This is a genomic window from Ferrovibrio sp. GW821-FHT12D07, from assembly GCF_058807275.1.
This window is the reverse complement of record NZ_JBXAQN010000002.1, coordinates 1,041,216-1,060,713: the sequence shown is the minus strand read 5'-3', so window position 1 is coordinate 1,060,713 and position 19,498 is coordinate 1,041,216. Positions and strand designations below refer to the sequence as shown.

General features: G+C 62.5%; 17 protein-coding genes. 9 read left to right on the top strand and 8 right to left on the bottom strand.

The window, feature by feature from the left end:
- Window positions 1-99: 99 nt before the first annotated feature.
- From AC1RRE_RS16965 to AC1RRE_RS16955, 3 genes are all read left to right on the top strand, one after another.
- Entirely contained in the window at window positions 100-1,908 is a 1,809-nt protein-coding gene (locus AC1RRE_RS16965; protein WP_492982608.1) for an ABC transporter ATP-binding protein, read from the top strand.
- Window positions 1,909-3,063 (top strand): glycosyltransferase, encoded by a 1,155-nt coding sequence (locus AC1RRE_RS16960; protein ID WP_492982606.1) that lies wholly within the window; start codon window positions 1,909-1,911, stop codon window positions 3,061-3,063.
- Between the two features lie 64 nt (window positions 3,064-3,127).
- Entirely contained in the window at window positions 3,128-4,648 is a 1,521-nt protein-coding gene (locus AC1RRE_RS16955; RefSeq protein ID WP_492982604.1) for a hypothetical protein, read from the top strand.
- Here the strand turns inward: AC1RRE_RS16955 and rimO are convergent.
- The 4 genes from rimO to AC1RRE_RS16935 all read right to left on the bottom strand — a co-directional run bounded on the left by rimO (window position 4,645) and on the right by AC1RRE_RS16935 (window position 8,581).
- Window positions 4,645-5,985 (bottom strand): 30S ribosomal protein S12 methylthiotransferase RimO, encoded by a 1,341-nt coding sequence (gene rimO, locus AC1RRE_RS16950; protein ID WP_492982602.1) that lies wholly within the window; start codon window positions 5,983-5,985, stop codon window positions 4,645-4,647. The two genes, AC1RRE_RS16955 and rimO, sit on opposite strands and share 4 nt — an antisense overlap.
- Window positions 5,986-6,049: 64 nt before the next feature.
- Window positions 6,050-6,550, bottom strand: a complete 501-nt coding sequence (gene nusG, locus AC1RRE_RS16945) for a transcription termination/antitermination protein NusG (protein WP_492982600.1) — start codon at window positions 6,548-6,550, stop codon at window positions 6,050-6,052.
- On the bottom strand, window positions 6,547-7,206 hold the full coding sequence (locus AC1RRE_RS16940) for a winged helix-turn-helix transcriptional regulator (RefSeq protein WP_492982598.1): 660 nt from the start codon (window positions 7,204-7,206) through the stop codon (window positions 6,547-6,549). The genes nusG and AC1RRE_RS16940 overlap by 4 nt, the downstream gene beginning before the upstream one ends.
- A 55-nt stretch (window positions 7,207-7,261) precedes the next feature.
- Window positions 7,262-8,581 carry an amidase gene (locus AC1RRE_RS16935; RefSeq protein WP_492982596.1) on the bottom strand — a complete coding sequence of 440 codons (1,320 nt, stop codon included), beginning with the start codon at window positions 8,579-8,581 and terminating at the stop codon, window positions 7,262-7,264.
- 91 nt (window positions 8,582-8,672) lie between these two features.
- Between AC1RRE_RS16935 and AC1RRE_RS16930 the strand changes: the two genes are divergently transcribed.
- Window positions 8,673-10,427, top strand: a complete 1,755-nt coding sequence (locus AC1RRE_RS16930) for a glucan ABC transporter ATP-binding protein/ permease (RefSeq protein ID WP_492982594.1) — start codon at window positions 8,673-8,675, stop codon at window positions 10,425-10,427.
- Window positions 10,428-10,436: 9 nt separating this feature from the next.
- Here the strand turns inward: AC1RRE_RS16930 and AC1RRE_RS16925 are convergent, their stop codons facing one another.
- The 4 genes from AC1RRE_RS16925 to hutC form a co-directional block, all read right to left on the bottom strand.
- Window positions 10,437-11,951 (bottom strand): HAL/PAL/TAL family ammonia-lyase, encoded by a 1,515-nt coding sequence (locus AC1RRE_RS16925; protein ID WP_492982592.1) that lies wholly within the window; start codon window positions 11,949-11,951, stop codon window positions 10,437-10,439.
- A gap of 30 nt (window positions 11,952-11,981) precedes the next feature.
- The gene (locus tag AC1RRE_RS16920) at window positions 11,982-12,197 is read right to left on the bottom strand and encodes a hypothetical protein (protein WP_492982590.1); all 216 of its coding nucleotides are present in this window, start codon (window positions 12,195-12,197) and stop codon (window positions 11,982-11,984) included.
- A gap of 230 nt (window positions 12,198-12,427) precedes the next feature.
- The gene (gene hutU, locus AC1RRE_RS16915; RefSeq protein ID WP_492982588.1) at window positions 12,428-14,101 is read right to left on the bottom strand and encodes a urocanate hydratase; all 1,674 of its coding nucleotides are present in this window, start codon (window positions 14,099-14,101) and stop codon (window positions 12,428-12,430) included.
- 14 nt (window positions 14,102-14,115) lie between these two features.
- Window positions 14,116-14,880 (bottom strand): histidine utilization transcriptional repressor HutC, encoded by a 765-nt coding sequence (hutC, locus tag AC1RRE_RS16910; RefSeq protein ID WP_492982586.1) that lies wholly within the window; start codon window positions 14,878-14,880, stop codon window positions 14,116-14,118.
- A gap of 147 nt (window positions 14,881-15,027) precedes the next feature.
- Between hutC and AC1RRE_RS16905 the strand changes: the two genes are divergently transcribed.
- From AC1RRE_RS16905 to AC1RRE_RS16885, 5 genes are read left to right on the top strand one after another with little or no spacing between them, the layout of a single operon-like run.
- Window positions 15,028-15,918, top strand: coding sequence for a glycosyltransferase family 2 protein (locus AC1RRE_RS16905; protein ID WP_492982584.1), 891 nt, complete (start codon window positions 15,028-15,030; stop codon window positions 15,916-15,918).
- Window positions 15,915-16,688 carry a glucose-1-phosphate cytidylyltransferase gene (rfbF, locus tag AC1RRE_RS16900; RefSeq protein WP_492982582.1) on the top strand — a complete coding sequence of 258 codons (774 nt, stop codon included), beginning with the start codon at window positions 15,915-15,917 and terminating at the stop codon, window positions 16,686-16,688. The genes AC1RRE_RS16905 and rfbF overlap by 4 nt, the downstream gene beginning before the upstream one ends.
- Window positions 16,689-16,691: 3 nt before the next feature.
- A complete protein-coding gene (rfbG, locus tag AC1RRE_RS16895; RefSeq protein WP_492982580.1) occupies window positions 16,692-17,744 on the top strand; it encodes a CDP-glucose 4,6-dehydratase in 1,053 nt (350 codons plus the stop codon).
- Entirely contained in the window at window positions 17,741-18,964 is a 1,224-nt protein-coding gene (locus AC1RRE_RS16890) for a methyltransferase domain-containing protein (RefSeq protein ID WP_492982578.1), read from the top strand. Before rfbG ends, AC1RRE_RS16890 begins: the two co-directional genes overlap by 4 nt.
- The gene (locus AC1RRE_RS16885; RefSeq protein ID WP_492982576.1) at window positions 18,965-19,498 is read left to right on the top strand and encodes a dTDP-4-dehydrorhamnose 3,5-epimerase family protein; all 534 of its coding nucleotides are present in this window, start codon (window positions 18,965-18,967) and stop codon (window positions 19,496-19,498) included.

Genomic DNA, 19,498 nt, shown 5'->3' with positions numbered 1-19,498 from the left:
GTCCGGATCGCAGACGTCGCCAGGCGAGGCGTGTAAACGGCCAAAAACTATTGCAACCTATAGGGCGTTATTATTTTAAATTCAACTAAAGGGTGTTAAATGGAGGCTGCGGTTATCTCCTTTATCAGGAGCCTGTTTCGCCGATTCGGCTACAGGCTGGTCCTGCTGATCGGGCTGATGATCGCCGTCGGCCTGGTCGAAGGCGTGGCCATGGTCATGCTGGTGCCGCTGATGTCGGTGTTGGGGCTGAATGCCGGCAATGACCACGTCCCGGCCAAGTTCATTGCGGGTGCCTTTGATGCCCTTGGCCTGCAGCCGACCGGCGGCACTGTTCTGCTGCTGCTCATTCTTGTCTTGGTCGTCCAGAGCGGAATGTTTCTGCTACAGGGCTGGCTGGCCGCCACCATGCAGAGCAACTATGCCGCCGACTGGCGGCGCAATCTGATGCGCGGCTTCTTCAATGCGCGCTGGAGCTGGTTTGCGAATATGCGCCAGGGCGCGCTGGTCAATATCACCATCGGGGAAACCTACCGCGCCGGCGGTGTCTTCTATCTTGTTGTCCAGATCATCGCGGCCAGCATTGTGACTATCATCTACCTGGGACTGGCTCTGTTGGCGTCCTGGCAGATCACACTGTCGCTCGCACTGACTGGCGCCAGCCTTATGCTGATGACGCGCTGGATCATTCACCGCAGTCAACGCGATGGCGAAATGGTCACCAAGCTGAATGATGACATCACGGCTATCACCAGTGAGTTCATAGCCGGAGCCAAGATCATCAAGGCGACCGCGTCCGAACGGTATGCTCTGGCGCAATTCGATGCCGTGGTCGAGGATATCCGGCAGATTTGGATTCGCCATTCCTATGCGCCATATCTGATCCGTGCGATTTTCGAAGGCGTGGGCATCGGTATGCTGGCGGCGGTGATGGTATTCGGCGTGTCGTATTTTAATGCCGGACCGGCACTGATTTTCCTGATCCTCGCGCTTTTTGTCCGCCTCTATCCCCGCCTGATGCAGTTGCAGCAGAATTTTCAGCTCCTGCAGGTGATGTATCCAGCCCTGGCCATTGTTGAAAGCCGGTTCAACGATGCGGCGCTGGCGGCGGACAACGCCATTGGAAACGATGGCGATACCGTCCTTCTGCCGTCGGGCGCCGATATCCGCTTTGAGAATCTGCGTGTGATGTATGGAGAGGCTGCCGCGCTCAAGGATGTCAGTCTCACAATACCGGCCTGCACGACGGTGGGTATCGTCGGTGGTTCCGGGGCGGGCAAGACGACGCTCGTTGACAGCCTACTGCGGCTTGCCGATCACCAGTCGGGCCGTATCCTGATTGGCGGTCGCGATCTCTTTGCCCTGCCGTTGGGGGCATGGCGACGGTCGGTCGGCTATGTTGGCCAGGATACATTCCTGTTCAATGCCTCGATCCGCGACAACATCCGCTGGTGCATGCCTGACGCCATGGATGCGGAAATTGAGCGGGTGGCCAATGCGGCCCATGCTCACGGCTTCATCCAGCGTCTGCCTGCAGGCTATGACACCGTTGTCGGAGACCGCGGTGTGCGCCTGTCCGGCGGGCAGCGGCAGCGGATCGGTTTGGCGCGCGCGCTCCTGGGTGACAAAAATCTGCTGATCCTCGATGAAGCCACGTCGGCGCTCGACTCCATGTCGGAAGCGCGTATCCTGGAAGCGATTGCCGAGCTGCGCGGTCGCATCACGATCCTCATCATTGCGCACCGGCTTTCGACTGTGCGTGGGGCTGACATGATCTGCGTCATGGAAGATGGGGCTGTGGTGGAAAGCGGAAGCTGGGATCAGCTCGAAAAGCACGGCGGTCGCTTCCATGCCTATCTTTTGCAGCAGTCCGGCCCGGCGGCCCCCGTCGGCGACGGCGGGGCGCGCTAGATGGGTGAGACGCGATCCATACTGTTTGTCTATGCTGATATGGCGTACGTCAATCCACATCAGCAGGCCTTTATCTCGCATATAAAGGCTCTAATGGAGTCATGGGATTATCTGGAAATCGGTGGGATCACTGGTGGCGAGACCGATGTCGGGGCATTGATTGCCGGTCTGCAGAAGTATGACACCATTGTCATGCATAGCAGCCTGTTCGGTGTGAACAGCGCGACAGTCGAGCGGGATTTGGTCTGCGATGCCACCTTCTCGGGCGGCAGTTCTGCATACCAGGATTTTGTGGCCGCTTTGTATAATGCGTCCGCCCAGCGGATTCTGATCGCAGATACCATCGATCTGCATGGGGATATCTCCGCCTTGGGTATCCGGCTGGATCGGCTTGATGGACTGGCGTCTTTTTACTATCCCGACCGGTTCACGCCGCGGCACGCCGTGGCGGACGATCTGATCGAGCCCTGGATGTCCGGGGGCAGTGCTCCCGAGGAATGCTACGCCGCGCTGATGTCCGTGCCGATTCAGATCGAAACGGCTTTCGCCCTTTCTGAATCCGAATTCGCTACCGGACGTCAATACAAGCTGTGGTCATGTGCCGTGCCCGGCACGGGCTATCGACGACGGCAGATTGCCCATGCCACCTTGCCGGCCTTCGCGGAACCGCCGTTCAAGCTGATTGCCGGCATGCGCGAGGGCGCGGCCTGGCTGTCGCGGTTCACCGGTTCGCGGGCGCCGGTGCGCTGGAATATTGGCTTCTCGCATCGGAGCTTCCTGGCTCTTATACGCCTGGCTGCGACGGCCTATACCGACGGTTCGGCCTATGACTATCCGACGCGGAAGTTTTTCGAGATACCTGGTCAGCGAACGCTGCTGCTCTGTACGCCTTATCCCGGCCTGTCCGATCGAGGCTACGCGGATGGGATAACGCATATAGAATGTGCGCCAGGAGACATCGCCCGTCTCGCGAAGGAGTTTGATGCCGACAAGCCTGCCTTGCAGGCGATCATTGATCAGGGCTATCGGCTCACCTATGAACGACATCACATGCGTGTCAGGGCGCAGCAGATCGCGGACGCCATTCTGCGTGCGGCTGCCGGCCGTCTGCGCTCCGCCCGATTCGAAGGTGGCGAATATGCATATTATGCATAGCCATCTGTGGAGGAGCCGTGTACATCCTTTGTCACTGCCCCGCGGTATTTAACGCAGATTGCAAATGATTTTCATCACAGGCTTCCTGCTGCTCGGTGCGCTGGCGCTACGATATATGGTGGCGGCATCGCCGATTAGTGCAATTGGCACCGACCGGACCTTCCATTACGCCTTCATCGAAATGATCCGTCGCGCAGGGCATCGATTGTTCGTGGTGGATTCACGTTTTCTCATTCCCGGAAAATTCAATTATCCGGCTTTCTATCACTGGCTGCTCTCCTATCTCCCGGCGCATGGCGTGCGGTGTTTTGAAATCTGGTCGGGCCTGCTGTACGACTTGCTGATCGGCGCCGGCGTGAGCTGGCTTGTATTCCGGTCCATTGGGCTGCCTATGGCCTATGCGCCTGTTCTCACGGCCCTGTATCTCCTCGCGCCGGGCCTGACTCTTGCGCATATCGGTCCGCGGGCCTTTTCCCTGACGCCGCGAAATTTCTCACAGCTCCTATGGGGAATTGTCTGCATCGCGCTGCTGCTTTGGCCGGATGCCCTGGCCCGCCTTGAGTGGTTGGGGACGGGAGAAGCGGGTGTCATTTTCCTGCTGGCCCTGCTTCTGCTGACTTCAAAATTCGCACTGCAGTATCTTCTCCTGGCCGGCATTCCATTTTTGTTGCTTGCGCAAAGCCTGAGCGGCGCTTTGATCCTGCTGCTCTCCGTGCTTGTGGCCTGCCTGATTTCCGGTGGTTACTTTGTGCGGCAAGTTGTTGGTCAGGCAGAGCATCTGAGCTGGTACAACAGGATTGGCTACCGTTTCATCAGCAGGCGCGGTGACTGGTCGGCACTGGCTGAAACGCTCCGGCAGGGCGATCTGCGCGGTTTTGCCAAGGAAGTGTTCGCCCGCAACCCATTCTTCTCTGGTCTGGTGCGGCATTTCTTGCTTCTGCCGGCCATCGGCATGGCCTGTCTGCAGGAACGGATCGATCCCACCGCTCGTATGGCCCTGATGATCTGCTTGGCATCGATGGTGCCGTGGCTGCTGACCAGCTTTGGCCGTTTCCGCATCCTTGGCGAGGCCGAACGCTATCTGGAATTCAGTTTCCCCACCCAGTGGTATCTTTTCTTCGCATTGCTTCCTGCCGCTCTGCTGCCTTTCGCGGTGCTGTCGCTGATCGTCCTGCATGTAGGCGTATTCCTGATCAGCAGAAGCATCCTGCAGCGTCGCCTGCTCAATGCCGAGGGGTATGCCCAGGAAGAGGCAGCGAAAGCCATCAATAGCTATCCGGATGCCAGGCTGCTGCTGCTCGATGAGACCGAGGTTTACAGCTTCTACCTGACCACGACCGTACGAATCTGTTCATTTCCGCATCCGTTCAGTGCTGGCACTTTGGGGTGGGGCTTTGTCGAGCGTTTCTACGGAGATTATCCCTATGTCAATCCGGCGCAGTTGGACATGCTGCGGCGTGAGTTCGGGGTTGATCTGATGCTGTTCAACAAGCGGGGTTCGTCCCCGGACTATGATTTCAGCGGCTGGGATTGCGTTTTTGAAAATGCTCGCTATCGGCTGTACCGGGCAAAGGCAGTCGCCTAGACGGCTGTCCCCTGCAGATCGTAGGGCCCGGCTTTTTCAATCTTCACTTGCACCATGTCGCCTACCGTCAGATGGGCGGCATTCTTTATTTTCACGATGCCGTCGATCTCGGGAGCGTCGGCAAAGCTGCGGCCGCTGGCGGTGGTGCGCTTGGTCTCGTCGATCAGGACGTCGAGCGTCCGGCCGACCAGGCGCTTCAGGCGGCGTGCGCTGATCTTCTGCTGCGCCGCCATGAAACGCTCCCAGCGCTCCTGCTTGATCTCGTCAGGCACATGGCCGGGTAGGTCGTTGGCGCGGGCGCCTTCGACATTCTCGTATTTGAAGCAGCCGACACGGTCGAGTTCAGCGTCTTCCAGCCATTGCAGCAGGAATTCGAAATCGGCCTCGGTCTCGCCGGGGAAGCCGACGATGAAGGTCGAACGGATCGCGAGATCAGGACAGATTTCACGCCAGCTCCTGATCCGCTGCAGCACTTTCTCCTGGTTTCCCGGACGGCGCATGCTCTTCAGCACGCGCGGTTCGGCATGCTGGAAAGGAATGTCGAGATAAGGCAGCAGCTTGCCTTCGGCCATCAGCGGGATGATCTCATCCACATGCGGATAGGGGTAGACGTAATGTAGGCGCACCCAGGCGCCAAGGCTGCCCATGGCGTCGCAGAGTTCGGTCAGACGGGCCTTCACCTTGCGGTCACGCCACTGGCTCTCGGCATGCTTGATATCGACGCCATAGGCCGAAGTGTCCTGCGAGATGACCAGCAGTTCTTTCACGCCAGCCTTGACCAGGCGCTCGGCTTCATAAAGCACGTCATTCGACTGCCGGCTAGCCAGCTTGCCGCGCATGGAGGGGATGATGCAGAAGCTGCAGCTATGATTGCAGCCTTCGGAAATCTTCAGATAGGCGTAATGGCGCGGCGTCAACCGGATGCCCTGCGGCGGCACCAGGTCGACGAAGGGATCGTGCAGCGGCGGCGCTGCCTCATGCACCGCGCCAACGACAGCCTCATACTGCTGCGGTCCGGTCACGGCCAGCACGTCGGGGAAGATGTCGCGAATCTTGTCGGCTTCGGCGCCCATGCAGCCAGTGACGATGACGCGGCCGTTTTCCCGCATCGCCTCGCCGATGGCTTCCAGTGATTCCTGCTTGGCGCTGTCGAGGAAGCCGCAGGTATTCACCAGCACCACATCGGCGGCGTCATAGGATCCTGAGATGGTGTAGCCCTCGGAGCGCAGCTTGGTGATGATCCGCTCGGAATCCACCAGCGCCTTGGGGCAGCCAAGGCTGACGATCCCGACCTTGGGGGCGGGGGTGGAATTGGCGGAGGGAGCGGGCTTGGTCATGGCGGCGGCTTATAAGCCCGAATTGTATGGCTGGCTAGCCTGTCGGCTGTCAGGGCCGGCCAGGTCAGGCGGCTTCGATCTGGCGCAGTGGCATTTTGGTGCGGACCAGCCGGCCCAGCAGTGAAATCAATAGGATGGCGCGATTGCCATCTACGGCTTCCTCGAACAGCGCCTGGGTGTCGGCCATCGGGCCTTCCACGATGCGCAGCGACTGGCCACGCTGGAAGGCGGGCCCGTTGAGCTGGATAAAGCCGGTCTCGTCTTCCCGGCTCCGGATTTCATCGATCACCGGCTGGGGGATCGCCGTAGGCGTATTGCCGAACATGACCAGTCCGATGACGCCGCGGGTGCCGTTCACGGCACGCCAGCGCTGTTGCGCCAGATCGATGCCGGCGAACAGGTAGCGGGGGAACAACGGCGCAGCGACGATGTCGGTACGGCCGGCATGGCGCCGCATCTTCTGATACTGCGGCAGATAGACGGCGAAGCCTTGGTGCGCGAGCTGCTGCGCCGCCAGCGGTTCCTTGCCGGGCTGCGTATGAACGGCATACCAGAAGAGCGTCATGCTGCTTTTCCCTTGCGGGTGGCAGCCATTGGCGTGACATGAAGCAGGGCCGGCGCCAGCAGGCACTCCGCCGACATGCTGGCAGTCATCAGATCGTAAATCGCTTGCGGCGCAACGCTGTCCGCAATCACCACATATTCCGCACCCTGCGCGAGTGCGGCGGATAGCGTGCCCACGACAGGACGGCCGTGGAATTGGTTTTCATTGCGGCCGGGCGCGATCACGACGTTGACGGTGATGCCCGCCGCCGAAGCGGACAGCAGCGCGATTTCCGCCAGTTCGCCGCTGCCGGCGATGGCCACCTTGGTGATGCCGCGGCTGACCAGGCCGGCAAACAACTCTTCATACTGGCCGCGTGCCCGGCGGAAGAAGTCGAGCGAGGATTCCAGATATTCGGCCACCAGGCGGCTCTTCTCGGCAAAACCCTTGGGTGTCAGGTAGTAGGCATACCGCCGGGCCGGGGCATTCTGGATCTTGATCAGGCCCTTAGCCACGCAGCGGCGCAACAGCGCGTTGGCCAAGCCCAGGGCGATATCCATCCGGCTCGCCAGGCTGCGCTGGGTGTGTTCTTCGGTGCTGTCGACGGCAGACAGCAGGGCGACCATGGTCGCTGCATCCTGCTCTGTTTCGCCCTTGCCATCCGGCCTATCGTTCATACGATGAACGATAGGCCGGTCATTCAGCAAGGTCAATCGGAATATTTATTTGATTCTATTGATATTTATCGCGAAACAGTGCTTCTGCGGCGGCCCCGATCCGCAGCAGGCGACGGTCCTGTCCATTGCGGGCGACCAGCATAAGGCCGACCGGCAGGGTCCCGGCACGCAACCCGGCGGGCAGCGGCAGGGATAGGGCGCAGAGGTCGAAGAAATTCGCCATGCTGGGATTGCGCAGCAGCAGCAGGTTGACCGCCGTGAAGGCCGCCTCGTCACGGGCCAGATCGGCGATCTTCGGCGCGGTCAGGGCCGTGGTGGGCAGAACCAGGGCGTCCAGATCGGCCAGGCGGGCATTCATGGCACGGATCAAGGCGAAGCGGCGCCGCTGGGCAAACACATAATCCATGGCCGGAATGCTGCGGCCGCGTTCGATACGGCCACGCACGACCTGGTCGAAATCGGTGCCCCGGCTTTCGAACCAGTCGCGATGGATATGGGCAGCTTCGATAGCTGCGAAAGGACCCTTGACCGTCGCTTCCAGCATCGAGGTCAGCAAATCCGCAACCGGCGGCTCGCTTAAGGTCACGCCTGCCTTGCCCAAGGCCGCGAGGGCCGCGTCGTAGGACGTGCTGACGGCGGAATCGAGATTCTCCAGCAGCAGGCCGCGCGGAATGCCCAGTCGCAGGCCTGCCAGCGGCGCGGCTTCGAGCGGTACTGGGGCTTCATTGGCCATGATCGCGTCGGCAGCGGCGCAATCGGCAACGCTGCGACCCATCGGGCCGATGCTGTCGAGCGAGAAGGACAGCGGGAATGCGCCATCGGTCGGCACGCGATATTGGCTCGGCTTCAGGCCGACGATACCGCACAGCGCAGCCGGAATGCGTGTCGAGCCGCCGGTATCGGAACCGATGGTGAGTTCGGCCATGTCGTCGGCCACCGAGACGGCACCGCCCGAGCTGGAGCCGCCGGGAATGCGGCTGCGGTCGGCGGGATTGCCGGGCGTGCCGTAATGCGGATTGATGCCGACGCCGGAGAAGGCGAACTCGGTCATATTGGTCTTGCCGATGATCACGGCGCCAGCCTTGCGCAGACGGGCGATGGCCGGCGCTTCATGGGTGGCCGGCTTGGCGTCGCGCAGCAGCTTCGATCCCGCGGTGGTCGCCTCGCCGGGAATGTCGAACAGGTCCTTGATCGAGACGATGCGGCCGTCCAGCGGGCCGAGGCTCTGGCCCAGCTTGGCGCGCGCATCGGAGGCCGCCGCCGCCGCCTGGGCCTGGTCTGCGTAGACCTTGGTGAAGGTGCGCCCGCCTTCCCCGGCCGGGTCCGCGATACGGGCGAGACAGGCGTCGAGGCGGGTGGAGGCGGGGGCGGACATCGTGATTCTCCGGGGTAAAGCGGCACTATCGCGGATTTGAGACGTTCGGCAAGACCTAGCGATCCCATTCCGGTCAGCGCATATTCAAGCCATGAGTTTCGTCCAAATCTATACGCGCGTGCTCGGTCTGCTGAAGCCCGAACGCAATCTCGCCATCCTGCTGGCCGTGGCCAATATAGGCTTGGCCGGCGTGGGCTTCATTGAACCAATTCTGTTTGGTCGCATCATCGACGTGTTGTCCAATACGGCCGGACTCACGCCTGACGAAAGCTGGGCCCAGACGATTCAACTGCTGATGATCTGGTGCGCCGCAGGCTTGGGCGGCATCTTCGCCGGCATCCTGGTGGCCCTGCATGCGGACCGGCTGGCACATCGCCGGCGGCTTGCCGTCATGGCGCTCTATTTCGAGCATGTGCTGAGTCTGCCGGTTGCCTTCCACAGCGCCACCCATTCCGGCACGTTGCTCAAGATCATGTTGAACGGCGCAGACAACCTGTTCGGCCTGTGGCTGGCCTTCTTCCGTGAGCATCTGTCCACCTTTGTCGCCGTGCTGGCACTGCTGCCGTTGTCGCTATACCTGAACTGGCGGCTGGGTTTGCTGCTGATCGGCCTGATCGTCATCTTTGCGCTGGTCAGCGCTTTCGTGGTGTCGAAGACGGAGAAGGCCCAGGGCCAGGTCGAGGGCTATCACTCCGAACTGGCGGCGCGGGCCGGCGATGCGCTGGGCAATGTGGTGCTGGTGCAGAGCTTTGTCCGTTTGGCGCTGGAGGCACGTGAGCTCGCCAATGTGATGGAACGCCTGCTCAAGGCGCAGTTCCCGGTCCTCAACCTTTGGGCTTTGATGACGGTGCTGAGTCGCATGGCGTCCACCATCACCATCATCAGCATTTTCGTGCTGGGCAGCTGGCTGCACCTGCATGGCCAGACCAGTGTGGGCGAGATCGTCAGCTTCATGGGTTTTGCCACCATGCTGATCGGCCGCCTGGAAGCGGCGATGGGCTTCATCAGTCGTATGTTCTTCCAGATGCACAGCCTGGGTGAATTCTTCCAGGTCCTGGATACGGAATCTGCCGTCCGCGACAAACCCGGCGTGCGTAGCGCCGGTGCGTTGATCGGCGGCGTGACGTTCGAGAATGTGACGCTGTCCTATGACGACAAGCGGCCGGCCGTGGTGGATGTCAGTTTTGAGGTCGCGGCCGGCAAGACGGTGGCGCTGGTGGGGCCCACGGGTTCGGGCAAGACGTCTACCATGGCGCTGCTCAGCCGCCTCTGGGATCCGCAGTCGGGCAGTATCCGCATCGACGGCACTGATATTCGCGATATCACGCTGGAAAGCCTGCGCCGCAATATCGGCGTGGTGTTCCAGGACAGCGCGGTTTTCCATCGTTCGATCGCCGACAACATCCGTGTCGGCCGGCCGGAAGCGTCCGATGCCGAGGTCGAACAGGCAGCCAGGCTGGCCGAGGCCCATGACTTCATCATGCGGCAGACCAATGGCTACAGCACCATGGTGGGCGAGCGCGGCGTGAACCTGAGTGGCGGCGAACGCCAGCGTCTGGCGATTGCCCGGGCGTTGCTGAAGAACCCGCCGGTACTGATCCTCGACGAGGCGACCTCGGCGCTGGATGCCGCTACGGAAGCGCGCATCCAGAAGGCGCTGGATGCCCTGATGCAGGGCCGTACCACCTTCATCATCGCGCACCGGCTGGCCACCGTACGGCAGGCCGACCTCATCCTGGTGTTGAAGGACGGTCACGTGGTCGAGCGCGGCACCTTCGATGAACTGGCGGGACAGGGTGGCCTGTTCGCCGATCTGGTCCGCACCCAGTTCCAGGGCGCGCACTAGGTGCGCTCGTTATAAGGCGATGCCAGCCAACGCTGTTCGCACCGCCACGATATCCTCGCCCATTTCTCGATCCTCGATCATTGCCGGCACACAGGCGCGGATGGCCTCGTAAAAGGGCCGCAGGGCCGGTGCCGGCGTCAGGCTGCGCAGATCGTAGGCCTGTGCCGCCAGCAGTGCCTCGATGGCCACGATGGTTTCCGCCGTGTCGACCGCAAAGGCGGCCCGTTCGGCGGCCAGCGGCGACATCGGTACGTGATCCTCGGTATTGGCACAGGTCGGCACTGACTGCAGCGAGGCTGGCACCGAGCGCATGCGCAACTCGGCCACTAACGAGGCCGCCGTGTATTGCGCGATCATGAAGCCGGAATTCTCGCCCTGCCGCGCCTGCGGGTGAATCAGGAAAGCTGGCAGCCCGCCGGAATTCTTCTCGTCCACCAGCCGCGCCGCGCGCCGCTCGCTGATAATGGCAAGGGAGGAGACGGATGTTGCCATCATATCCAGAACCTCACCGGCACGCTGGCCGTGGAAGTTGCCGGAGTTGGACGTGACGAAGCCGTCAGCCAGACCGAAGATCGGATTGTCGTTGGTGGCGTTGATCTCGATCTCGAGCGTGTTTGCCGCGTGCTCCACGGCATCACGGGTGGCGCCCAGGACCTGTGGGATGCAACGAAGCGACAGGCCGTCGCGCAGGCGGCTCGGCCGCGGCGGTAACACGGCGGTGCTGCCGACCGTGTAATGACGCAGGGCCTCGGATGTGGCGATCTGGCCCGGATGCGGCTTGGCCAATGCGACGCGTTCGTCGAAAGCATCCGATACACCGCCGAGCGCCTCAAGGCTCATTGCCGCAACGGCCTCGGCCAGTCGCACCAGCCGGCGGGCATCGTAAGCGGCCAGGGCGCCAATGCCGGTGGTCTGCTCTGTGCCGTTGATCAGGGCAATGCCGTCGCGGCCATCCACGGCCGGTTGCGGCAGGCCGAGCGTGGCAAAAGCGGTAATGCCTTTGGTCCAGGCGCCGTCTTTCACCCTGGCGTGACCGAAGCCGATCATCGGCAGTACCATATGGGCGAGCGGTGCCAGGTCACCGCAGGCGCCGACCGAGCCGCGACGCGGTACATGGGGAATGATGCCGCCATTCAACATGGCCAGCAGGGCGTCCAGCGAGGCCGGGCTGACGCCGGTAAGACCGGTCGCGAGTACATTCGCACGGATCAGCATCATGGCGCGCACAGCATCGTCAGGCATCGGATCGCCCACGCCGGCGGCATGGCTTTTCAGCAGGTTGTGCTGCTGCGCCCGGTTGGCCTCTGGCGGCACCGGGCGGCCATCCAGTGCACCGAAGCCGGTGGTGACGCCATAGATCGGCGTCCCATCCTTGATCATCCGTTGCAGCATTCCGTGGCAATCCACCACCTTCTGCCGGCCGCGATCCGAAAGACTGGCGGTGCGGTTCTGCCGGGCGACAGACGCCACATCGGCGAGAGTCAGCGATTCCCCGTCCAGCAGCAGCGGTGCAGCGGCACTCATGTCCTAATCCTTTTCAATGATGATGGGTGATCAACGCCAGACGCGGCGTGTGCGATCGCTTTCGGCGGGCGCGGCCGGTTCCGGACCTGCCGGTTTGACGGCCGCGTCGCGGGCTGCCTTGCGGTCTTCCCATTCGCGCCGCAGCTTTTCATGGCCCTCGATGCTCTGCACCGTCAGCTCACATTCCGTAGCGATGCTGTGCATCACGGATTTGTCTAGCTTGCCGTATGTCTTTGCCCTGGCCATCACACAGTCTTCGCGGGAAGGCGTCATGCCCGGTGTATAGAGGGCCGAATCCTGCGGGCCGGGCCGCAGGACATAGCCCACGATGCCGAGCAGGATGGCGATCAGCAGGCCGCCGCCGCCATAGATGGCAAGGCGACGACTGTTGCGTGTGGATGAGTTGAACAGGCCGATGGGACGTCTCCGGGGTAGGCCTGAAGTTTACCCCGGATTTCGTCGATGCGAAGTCTGAATCACACCTTCAGGAAAGGCAGATTCAATCCTTGGTCTTCTGCGCATTTTACGGCGATGTCATAGCCGGCATCGGCATGGCGCATCACTCCGGTGGCGGGATCGTTCCACAGCACTCGCTCCAGTCGACGCGCGGCGGCTTCGGTGCCGTCGGCCACGATGACCACACCGGCATGTTGCGAGAAGCCCATGCCCACGCCGCCGCCATGATGCAGCGACACCCAGGTGGCGCCAGATGCCGTGTTCAATAGGGCATTCAGCAGCGGCCAGTCGGAAACGGCATCCGAACCGTCCTTCATCGCTTCGGTCTCGCGGTTCGGGCTGGCGACCGAACCTGAATCCAGATGATCGCGGCCGATCACGACGGGGCCCTTCAACTCGCCGTTTCTGACCATCTCGTTGAAGGCGAGGCCGAGGCGGTGGCGCTGGCCGAGGCCGACCCAGCAGATGCGCGCCGGCAGCCCCTGGAATTTGATGCGCTGTCTGGCCATATCGAGCCAGGTGTGCAGGTGCGGGTCATCGGGGATCAGCTCCTTCACCTTGGCATCGGTTTTGTAGATGTCTTCCGGATCGCCCGAGAGCGTCACCCAGCGGAACGGGCCAACGCCGCGGCAGAACAGCGGCCGGATATAAGCCGGCACGAAGCCGGGGAAGTCGAAGGCTTCGGCAACGCCCACTTCCTTGGCCATCTGGCGGATGTTGTTGCCGTAATCGAAGGTGGGGATGCCCAGCTTCTGGAAATCCAGCATGGCACGCACATGGTTGGCCATCGAGGCCTTAGCCGCCTTCACCACGCCCTGCGGATCGGCGTCTTTGGCCTTTTCCCATTGTTCCAGCGTCCAGCCGGCCGGCAGATAGCCGTTCAGTGGATCATGGGCGCTGGTCTGGTCGGTGACGGCATCGGGGCGGATGCCGCGTTTCACCATTTCAGGCAAAAGTTCGGCGGCATTGCCCAGCAAGCCGATCGAGATCGCCTTGTCAGCTTTTTTCGCGTCTTCCAGCATGCTGAGTGCCTGATCCAGCGTCTCGGCCTTCGCATCCAGATAGCCGGTGCGTAGCCGCATCTCGATGCGGGACGGCTGGCATTCGATGGCGAGCATGGATGCGCCAGCCATGGTAGCGGCCAGCGCCTGCGCGCCCCCCATGCCGCCGAGGCCGGCGGTGAGAATCCAACGGCCCTTCAGGGTGCCGCCGTAATGCTGGCGGCCCATCTCGACGAAGGTTTCGTAGGTGCCCTGCACGATGCCCTGGCTGCCGATATAAATCCAGGAGCCGGCCGTCATCTGGCCGTACATCATCAGGCCCTTGCGGTCGAGTTCATGGAAATGTTCCCAGGTCGCCCATTCCGGCACCAGATTGGAATTGGCGATCAGTACGCGCGGCGCATCCTCATGCGTGCGGAACACGCCGACCGGCTTGCCTGACTGCACCAGCAGGGTTTCGTCAGGCTTCAGCACCGTCAGTGCCTTCTGAATCTGGTCGAAGCTCTGCCAGTTGCGCGCCGCCCGGCCAATGCCGCCATAGACCACCAGTTCTTCCGGCTTCTCGGCCACATCGGGATCGAGATTGTTGCGCAGCATCCGGTAGGCCGCCTCGATCTGCCAGTTGCTGGTGTGCAGTTCGCTGCCATGAGGGCTGCGGATGACGCGTGTATTGTCGCGGCGATTGTCGGACATGAAAAAAGCCTCGTTCAGAGATGCGTGCGCTTCGACGTGCCGTCGGCGCGGTAGGAGAAACGGGTGGCGAAGCGGTGCGCATGGCCCGGGTAGAAGAGCGTGGTGGCCGAGACGATCTGCGTGCCGGCCCAGGTGCGGCGACGCAGGCGCAGGCAGGGTTCGCCTACTGCCATTTTCAATAGCTTGCGGATGCGGGCGTCGGGCATGGCGGCTTCGACGATATGCTCGACCTCGGTGGCTGGTGCCGTGCGCATCAGGAATTCATTAGGCGTGATCGCCGTGAAGTCGGCGTCCATATAGCCCGCAGCCGTGGCCGGATTGACGAAACGGTCCTCCACCTGCAGCGGTACACCATCAGCCAGATGCACCAGCACCGAATGATAGACCGCGGCATTCAGATTCAGGCCCAGTTCACGCGCGATTTCGGTGGTGGCCTTCTCGGTCTTCAGCAGTTCGACGCGGGCGCTGTGGCGCTGGCCGCGTTCGGCAATTTCCTCGGCGATGTTGCGCAGTTCGACCAGGTTGAAGATCGGGCGTTTCTCGGCCACGAAAGTCCCCGTGCCCTGCACGCGCACCAGTAGGCCTTCGTGGGTCAATTCGCGCAGGGCGCGATTGACCGTCATGCGGCTGACCTTGAGCTGTTTGACCAGGGCGCTTTCCGACGGCACCTGGTCGCCGGCACGCCAGTCGCCGGCCTCAAGGTGGCGGACGATGAATTCCTTGACCCGGCGGTAGCGCGGGGTCGGTCCGTTCTGCGCGGCGGAGGCTGACGCGGACATGTTTTTCCTGCCCTGGCTGGTCCGGTGGGCAGTATAGGTTTAATTGTATATACAAGTCCAGCGGGGTCATGACCACAGCCCGCAAATCCTCGCCTGGGGCGGCGAATCTGTGTAAAACCCCTCGAACGAAATCACCGGACCATAACCGTGACCGCAGCAGCAGACAGGCCCGCTTCTTCCCGGGTGACCGTGGTGACGGTCACGCATTACAGCGAGCGCGTGATCGGCGAGTGCCTCAAGAGCCTGCCGGCGGATTTGCCTGTGGTCGTGACCGACAACGGCAGCCGCGACGGCACGCGCGCCATCATCCAGGCCGCGCCGCAGGCCACGCTGATCGCCAATGACGTCGGCGTGGGCTTCGGCAATGCCGCCAATCAAGGGCTGGCCCGCACCGACAGCGAATTCGTCCTGATGGTCAATCCCGATGCCAAGCTGCGGCCCGGCTGCCTCGAGACCCTGCTGGCGGCGGCGGAACGCTATCCTGACGCCGCCGTGCTGGCGCCAGCCCTGCGCAAGCCGAGCGGCGAGTGGGAGGTCTCGCATGACGTCGACATGTTCCGGCGTGCAGCAATGCCGTCGCGACGTGTCGATCCGGAACCCGAGGGCGATCTCTGCGCCGGCTATGTCTCAGGCGCGGCCATGCTGGTGCGGCGCCGGGCATTGCAGGACGTGCCGGGCTTCGATCCGGCCATTTACCTCTATTATGAAGACGACGATTTCTGCATCCGGCTGCAACGCGCCGGCTGGCGCCTGATCCGCGTCAACGATGCCATCGTCGACCATGTCGGCGGTGGCTCGATCAAGCGGACCTGGGACAAGCACTGGGAGAAGTTCTGGCATATCGCCTGGTCCCGGCTGTACATCGAGAAGAAGTATCGCGGTACCATGGCCATGCTGCGCATCGCCCTGCCGGCGCTGCTGCGCTATGGCCTCAAGGCACCGTTCTACCTGCTGGCCGACTTCCGTGAAAAAGGACTGCGGGATGCTGGCCGGTTCTGCGGTACGCTGGGATATCTGATGGGGATGAAGTCGAAATGAAGGCAGTGATCCTGGCTGGCGGCCGCGGAACGCGGATTGCCGAAGAAAGCGTGCTGCGGCCCAAACCCATGGTCGAGATCGGCGATCGGCCGATCCTGTGGCACATCATGAAGATCTATGCGGCCCATGGCATCACCGACTTCGTGATCTGCCTTGGCTACAAGGGCTACATGATCAAGGAGTATTTTGCCAACTACGTGCTGCATGCGGCCGATGTCACCGTCGATCTGGCCAACAACCGGCTGGAATACCTGAGTGGTGCGCCCGAGCCCTGGAAGGTGACGTTGGTCGAAACCGGCGAAGGCACCGAGACCGGCGGCCGCCTGAAGCGCGTGGCGCGCTGGCTCAAGGATGACGACGCCTTCTGCATGACCTATGGCGACGGCGTTGCCGATATCGACGTCACGGCCTCCATTGCCTTCCATCGCGCTCATGGCCGGCTGGCGACCATGACGGCGGTCAGCCCGCCGGGCCGCTTCGGTGCGTTGACGCTGGAAGGTAACCGCATCGCCGGCTTCCGCGAAAAGCCGCGGGGCGACGGCGGACTCATCAACGGCGGTTTCTTCGTATTGTCGCCCAGGGTGCTCGACTATATCGCCGATGAAAACACGATCTGGGAGCGTGATCCGCTGGAACGGTTGGCGCGCGAGGACCAGCTGCAGGCCTTCCGTCATGATGGCTTCTGGCAGCCGATGGACACTGTGCGCGAACGCACGGTGCTGGAATCGCTGTGGAGCAGCGGCAAGGCTCCCTGGAAGAGCTGGACCTGACGCATGGGCGTCAGCCGTGATTTCTGGCGCGGCCGTCGCGTCTTCCTGACCGGGCACACCGGCTTCAAGGGCGCATGGGCGGCACGCTGGCTGCAGCATATGGGTGCCGAGGTGCACGGTTTCGCGTTGGCGCCCGATGCCGCTCCCAGCTTGCATGGCCTGCTGCGCACGCCGCTGGCGGGCGAGACCATCGCCGATCTGCGCGATGCCGCAGCCGTCTCGGCGGCACTGGAGAAGGCAAAGCCCGAGATCGTGCTGCATCTGGCCGCCCAGGCGTTGGTGCCGGCAAGCTATCGAGATCCGGTTGGCACCTGGACCAGCAACCTGTTCGGCACCATCAACCTGCTGGAAGCGATGCGGCGGTATCAGGCGTCGCTGACGGCCGTGCTGGTCACCACCGACAAGGTCTACGCCAATAACGAAAGCGGGTCAGCTTTCCCCGAGGATGCACCGCTGGGCGGCGACGATCCCTATTCGGCATCCAAGGCGGCGATGGAAATCGCTGTGCATAGCTGGACGAAAAGCTTCCTGCGCGACCGCCATCGCATCGTCACGGCGCGCGGCGGCAATGTGATCGGTGGCGGTGACTGGTCGGCCGATCGTCTGATTCCCGATATCGTGCGTGCGGCCCAGCACCAGCAGGCGGTGACGTTGCGCCGGCCGGAGGCGACGCGGCCCTGGCAACATGTGCTGGATCTGGTGCAGGGCTATCTGCTCTACGCCCAGACCCTGCATAGTGGCGTGAAGACTCTGCCGGCCAGCCTGAATTTCGGGCCGCTGGAGGATCAACGCATCACGGTCGGCGCCATCGCCACCAGCCTGACGCAGGCTTTCGGCGCGCCGGCCTGGCGGCATGAGCCGCAGCCGGAGATGGGCGAAAAGGGCGTGTTGGCGCTGGATGCGCGACTGGCCGTGAAAAGCCTGGGCTGGAAACCGGGTTTTGCCACGCAGGCCGCGCTGGATGCCACGGTGGCATGGTATCGTGGCTGGTTGGCCGGTGAAGATGCCGCCATGCTGACGGACAGGCAGATTGCCGATTTCGAGGGTCGTTTATGAGTGAGTGTCGTTTCTGTCATGCGCCGCTGACGCGCAGCTTCGTCGATCTGGGGCTGCAGCCGCTGGCCAATTCCTATGTGCCGGCAGCAAAGGCCGGTGCGCCGGAGCCGCGCTATCCGCTGCATGCGCGCGCCTGTTCGGATTGCCTGCTGGTGCAGGTCGATCACAATGTGTCGGCCGAGGCGATTTTTTCTGACTACGCCTATTTCTCGTCTTACGCGACCACTTGGGTCGAGCATGCGCGCCGCTATGCCGAGGCGATGACCGGGCGCTTCGGCCTGACGGCAAACTCGCTTGTTATCGAAGTCGCCAGCAACGACGGCTATCTGCTGCAGCATTTCAAGGCTGCCAGCATCGGTGTACTCGGCATCGAGCCGGCGGCGAATGTCGCCGCGGTGGCCGAGCAGAAGGGTGTTCCGTCCGAGGTCGCCTTCTTCAATCGCGACACGGCGCAGCGCCTGCGCGATGCCGGCCGCATGGCTGACCTGATGGCGGCCAACAACGTGATGGCCCATGTTCCGGAAATGAACGATTTTATCGGCGGCTTTCCGCTGCTGCTAAAACCGCAGGGCGTGCTGACCGTCGAATTCCCGCATCTGCTGAATCTGATCGAGCAGGTGCAGTTCGATACCATCTATCATGAGCATTATTCTTATCTCTCGCTGTTGGCGGCCGAGAGAATCTTCGCTGCCCATGGCTTGCGGGTATTCGATGTGGAGGCGCTGCCGACCCATGGCGGTTCGCTGCGGCTGTTCGTCTGTCATCGCGATGCATCCCATGGCGAGGCGGCGGGTCTGGGGCAGGTGCGCGCGCGTGAGCGGGCCGCGGGACTGCAGTCGCTTTCGGCGTATGACAATTTCGCACCCAGGGTTATGGCGGTGCGCGAAGGTCTGCGTGCTTTCCTGGTGCAGGCCAAGGCGGATGGAAAAACCGTCGGTGCTTATGGCGCTGCCGCCAAGGGCAATACGCTGCTGAATTACTGTGGCGTCACGGCAGCTGATATTGTGGCGGCCTATGACAAGAATCCGCACAAGCAGCAGCATCTGCTGCCCGGTTCGCAAATACCGATCCGCGCACCCGAGGCCATTGCCGCTGACCAGCCCGATTATCTGCTGATCCTGCCCTGGAACCTGCGCGACGAGATCGCCGCCGAGCAGGCGCAGATCCGGGGCTGGGGTGGAAAATTCGCCATCGCTATCCCGCAGATGCAGGTCTTCTGAATGCAGATTGGCGCCACTCGTTTCGACGGTCTCTTCACGGTCGACATGGCGCCGAGCCGGGACGATCGCGGCTATTTCCATCGCCTGTTCGATGCCGAAGCCTTCAGTGCTGCCGGCATTATATTCACGCCGCGCCAGAGCGGGATCAGCCATAACCTGAAGCGCGGCACGCTGCGCGGCCTGCATTACCAGAAGGCCCCTGCCAGCCAGCCCAAACTGGTGCGCTGCATCCGAGGCGCCGTCTTTGATGTTGTGGTGGATGTCCGTGGTGGTTCGGTCACGCGGGGGCAGTGGTTCGGGCTGGAGCTCAGTGCCGACAATCATCGCGGGCTGTTCATTCCCGATGGCTTTGCTCACGGCTTCATCAGCCTCACCGACGATGCCGATGTGCTGTACGAACTGGGCGCGGGCGAACGTGCCGATTGCTCGGCCGGCCTGCGCTGGAACGACCCGGCCTTCGGCATCGACTGGCCGCTGCAGCCGGCGGTGGTCAACAGCCGGGATGCCAACTGGCCAGATTACACGGGGGCTTGA

Excerpts from the sequence above, each read along its gene's own strand:
- rimO (WP_492982602.1), bottom strand. The coding sequence starts at position 5,985 with ATGACCAAGCCCGCTCCCTCCGCCAATTCCACCCCCGCCCCCAAGGTC.
- hutU (WP_492982588.1), bottom strand. The coding sequence starts at position 14,101 with ATGTCCGACAATCGCCGCGACAATACACGCGTCATCCGCAGCCCTCAT.
- AC1RRE_RS16965 (WP_492982608.1), top strand. The coding sequence starts at position 100 with ATGGAGGCTGCGGTTATCTCCTTTATCAGGAGCCTGTTTCGCCGATTC.
- AC1RRE_RS16935 (WP_492982596.1), bottom strand. The coding sequence starts at position 8,581 with ATGTCCGCCCCCGCCTCCACCCGCCTCGACGCCTGTCTCGCCCGTATC.
- rfbF (WP_492982582.1), top strand. The coding sequence starts at position 15,915 with ATGAAGGCAGTGATCCTGGCTGGCGGCCGCGGAACGCGGATTGCCGAA.
- AC1RRE_RS16955 (WP_492982604.1), top strand. The coding sequence starts at position 3,128 with ATGATTTTCATCACAGGCTTCCTGCTGCTCGGTGCGCTGGCGCTACGA.
- rfbG (WP_492982580.1), top strand. The coding sequence starts at position 16,692 with ATGGGCGTCAGCCGTGATTTCTGGCGCGGCCGTCGCGTCTTCCTGACC.
- AC1RRE_RS16940 (WP_492982598.1), bottom strand. The coding sequence starts at position 7,206 with ATGAACGATAGGCCGGATGGCAAGGGCGAAACAGAGCAGGATGCAGCG.
- AC1RRE_RS16920 (WP_492982590.1), bottom strand. The coding sequence starts at position 12,197 with ATGGCCAGGGCAAAGACATACGGCAAGCTAGACAAATCCGTGATGCAC.
- nusG (WP_492982600.1), bottom strand. The coding sequence starts at position 6,550 with ATGACGCTCTTCTGGTATGCCGTTCATACGCAGCCCGGCAAGGAACCG.
- AC1RRE_RS16925 (WP_492982592.1), bottom strand. The coding sequence starts at position 11,951 with ATGAGTGCCGCTGCACCGCTGCTGCTGGACGGGGAATCGCTGACTCTC.
- hutC (WP_492982586.1), bottom strand. The coding sequence starts at position 14,880 with ATGTCCGCGTCAGCCTCCGCCGCGCAGAACGGACCGACCCCGCGCTAC.
- AC1RRE_RS16890 (WP_492982578.1), top strand. The coding sequence starts at position 17,741 with ATGAGTGAGTGTCGTTTCTGTCATGCGCCGCTGACGCGCAGCTTCGTC.
- AC1RRE_RS16960 (WP_492982606.1), top strand. The coding sequence starts at position 1,909 with ATGGGTGAGACGCGATCCATACTGTTTGTCTATGCTGATATGGCGTAC.
- AC1RRE_RS16930 (WP_492982594.1), top strand. The coding sequence starts at position 8,673 with ATGAGTTTCGTCCAAATCTATACGCGCGTGCTCGGTCTGCTGAAGCCC.
- AC1RRE_RS16885 (WP_492982576.1), top strand. The coding sequence starts at position 18,965 with ATGCAGATTGGCGCCACTCGTTTCGACGGTCTCTTCACGGTCGACATG.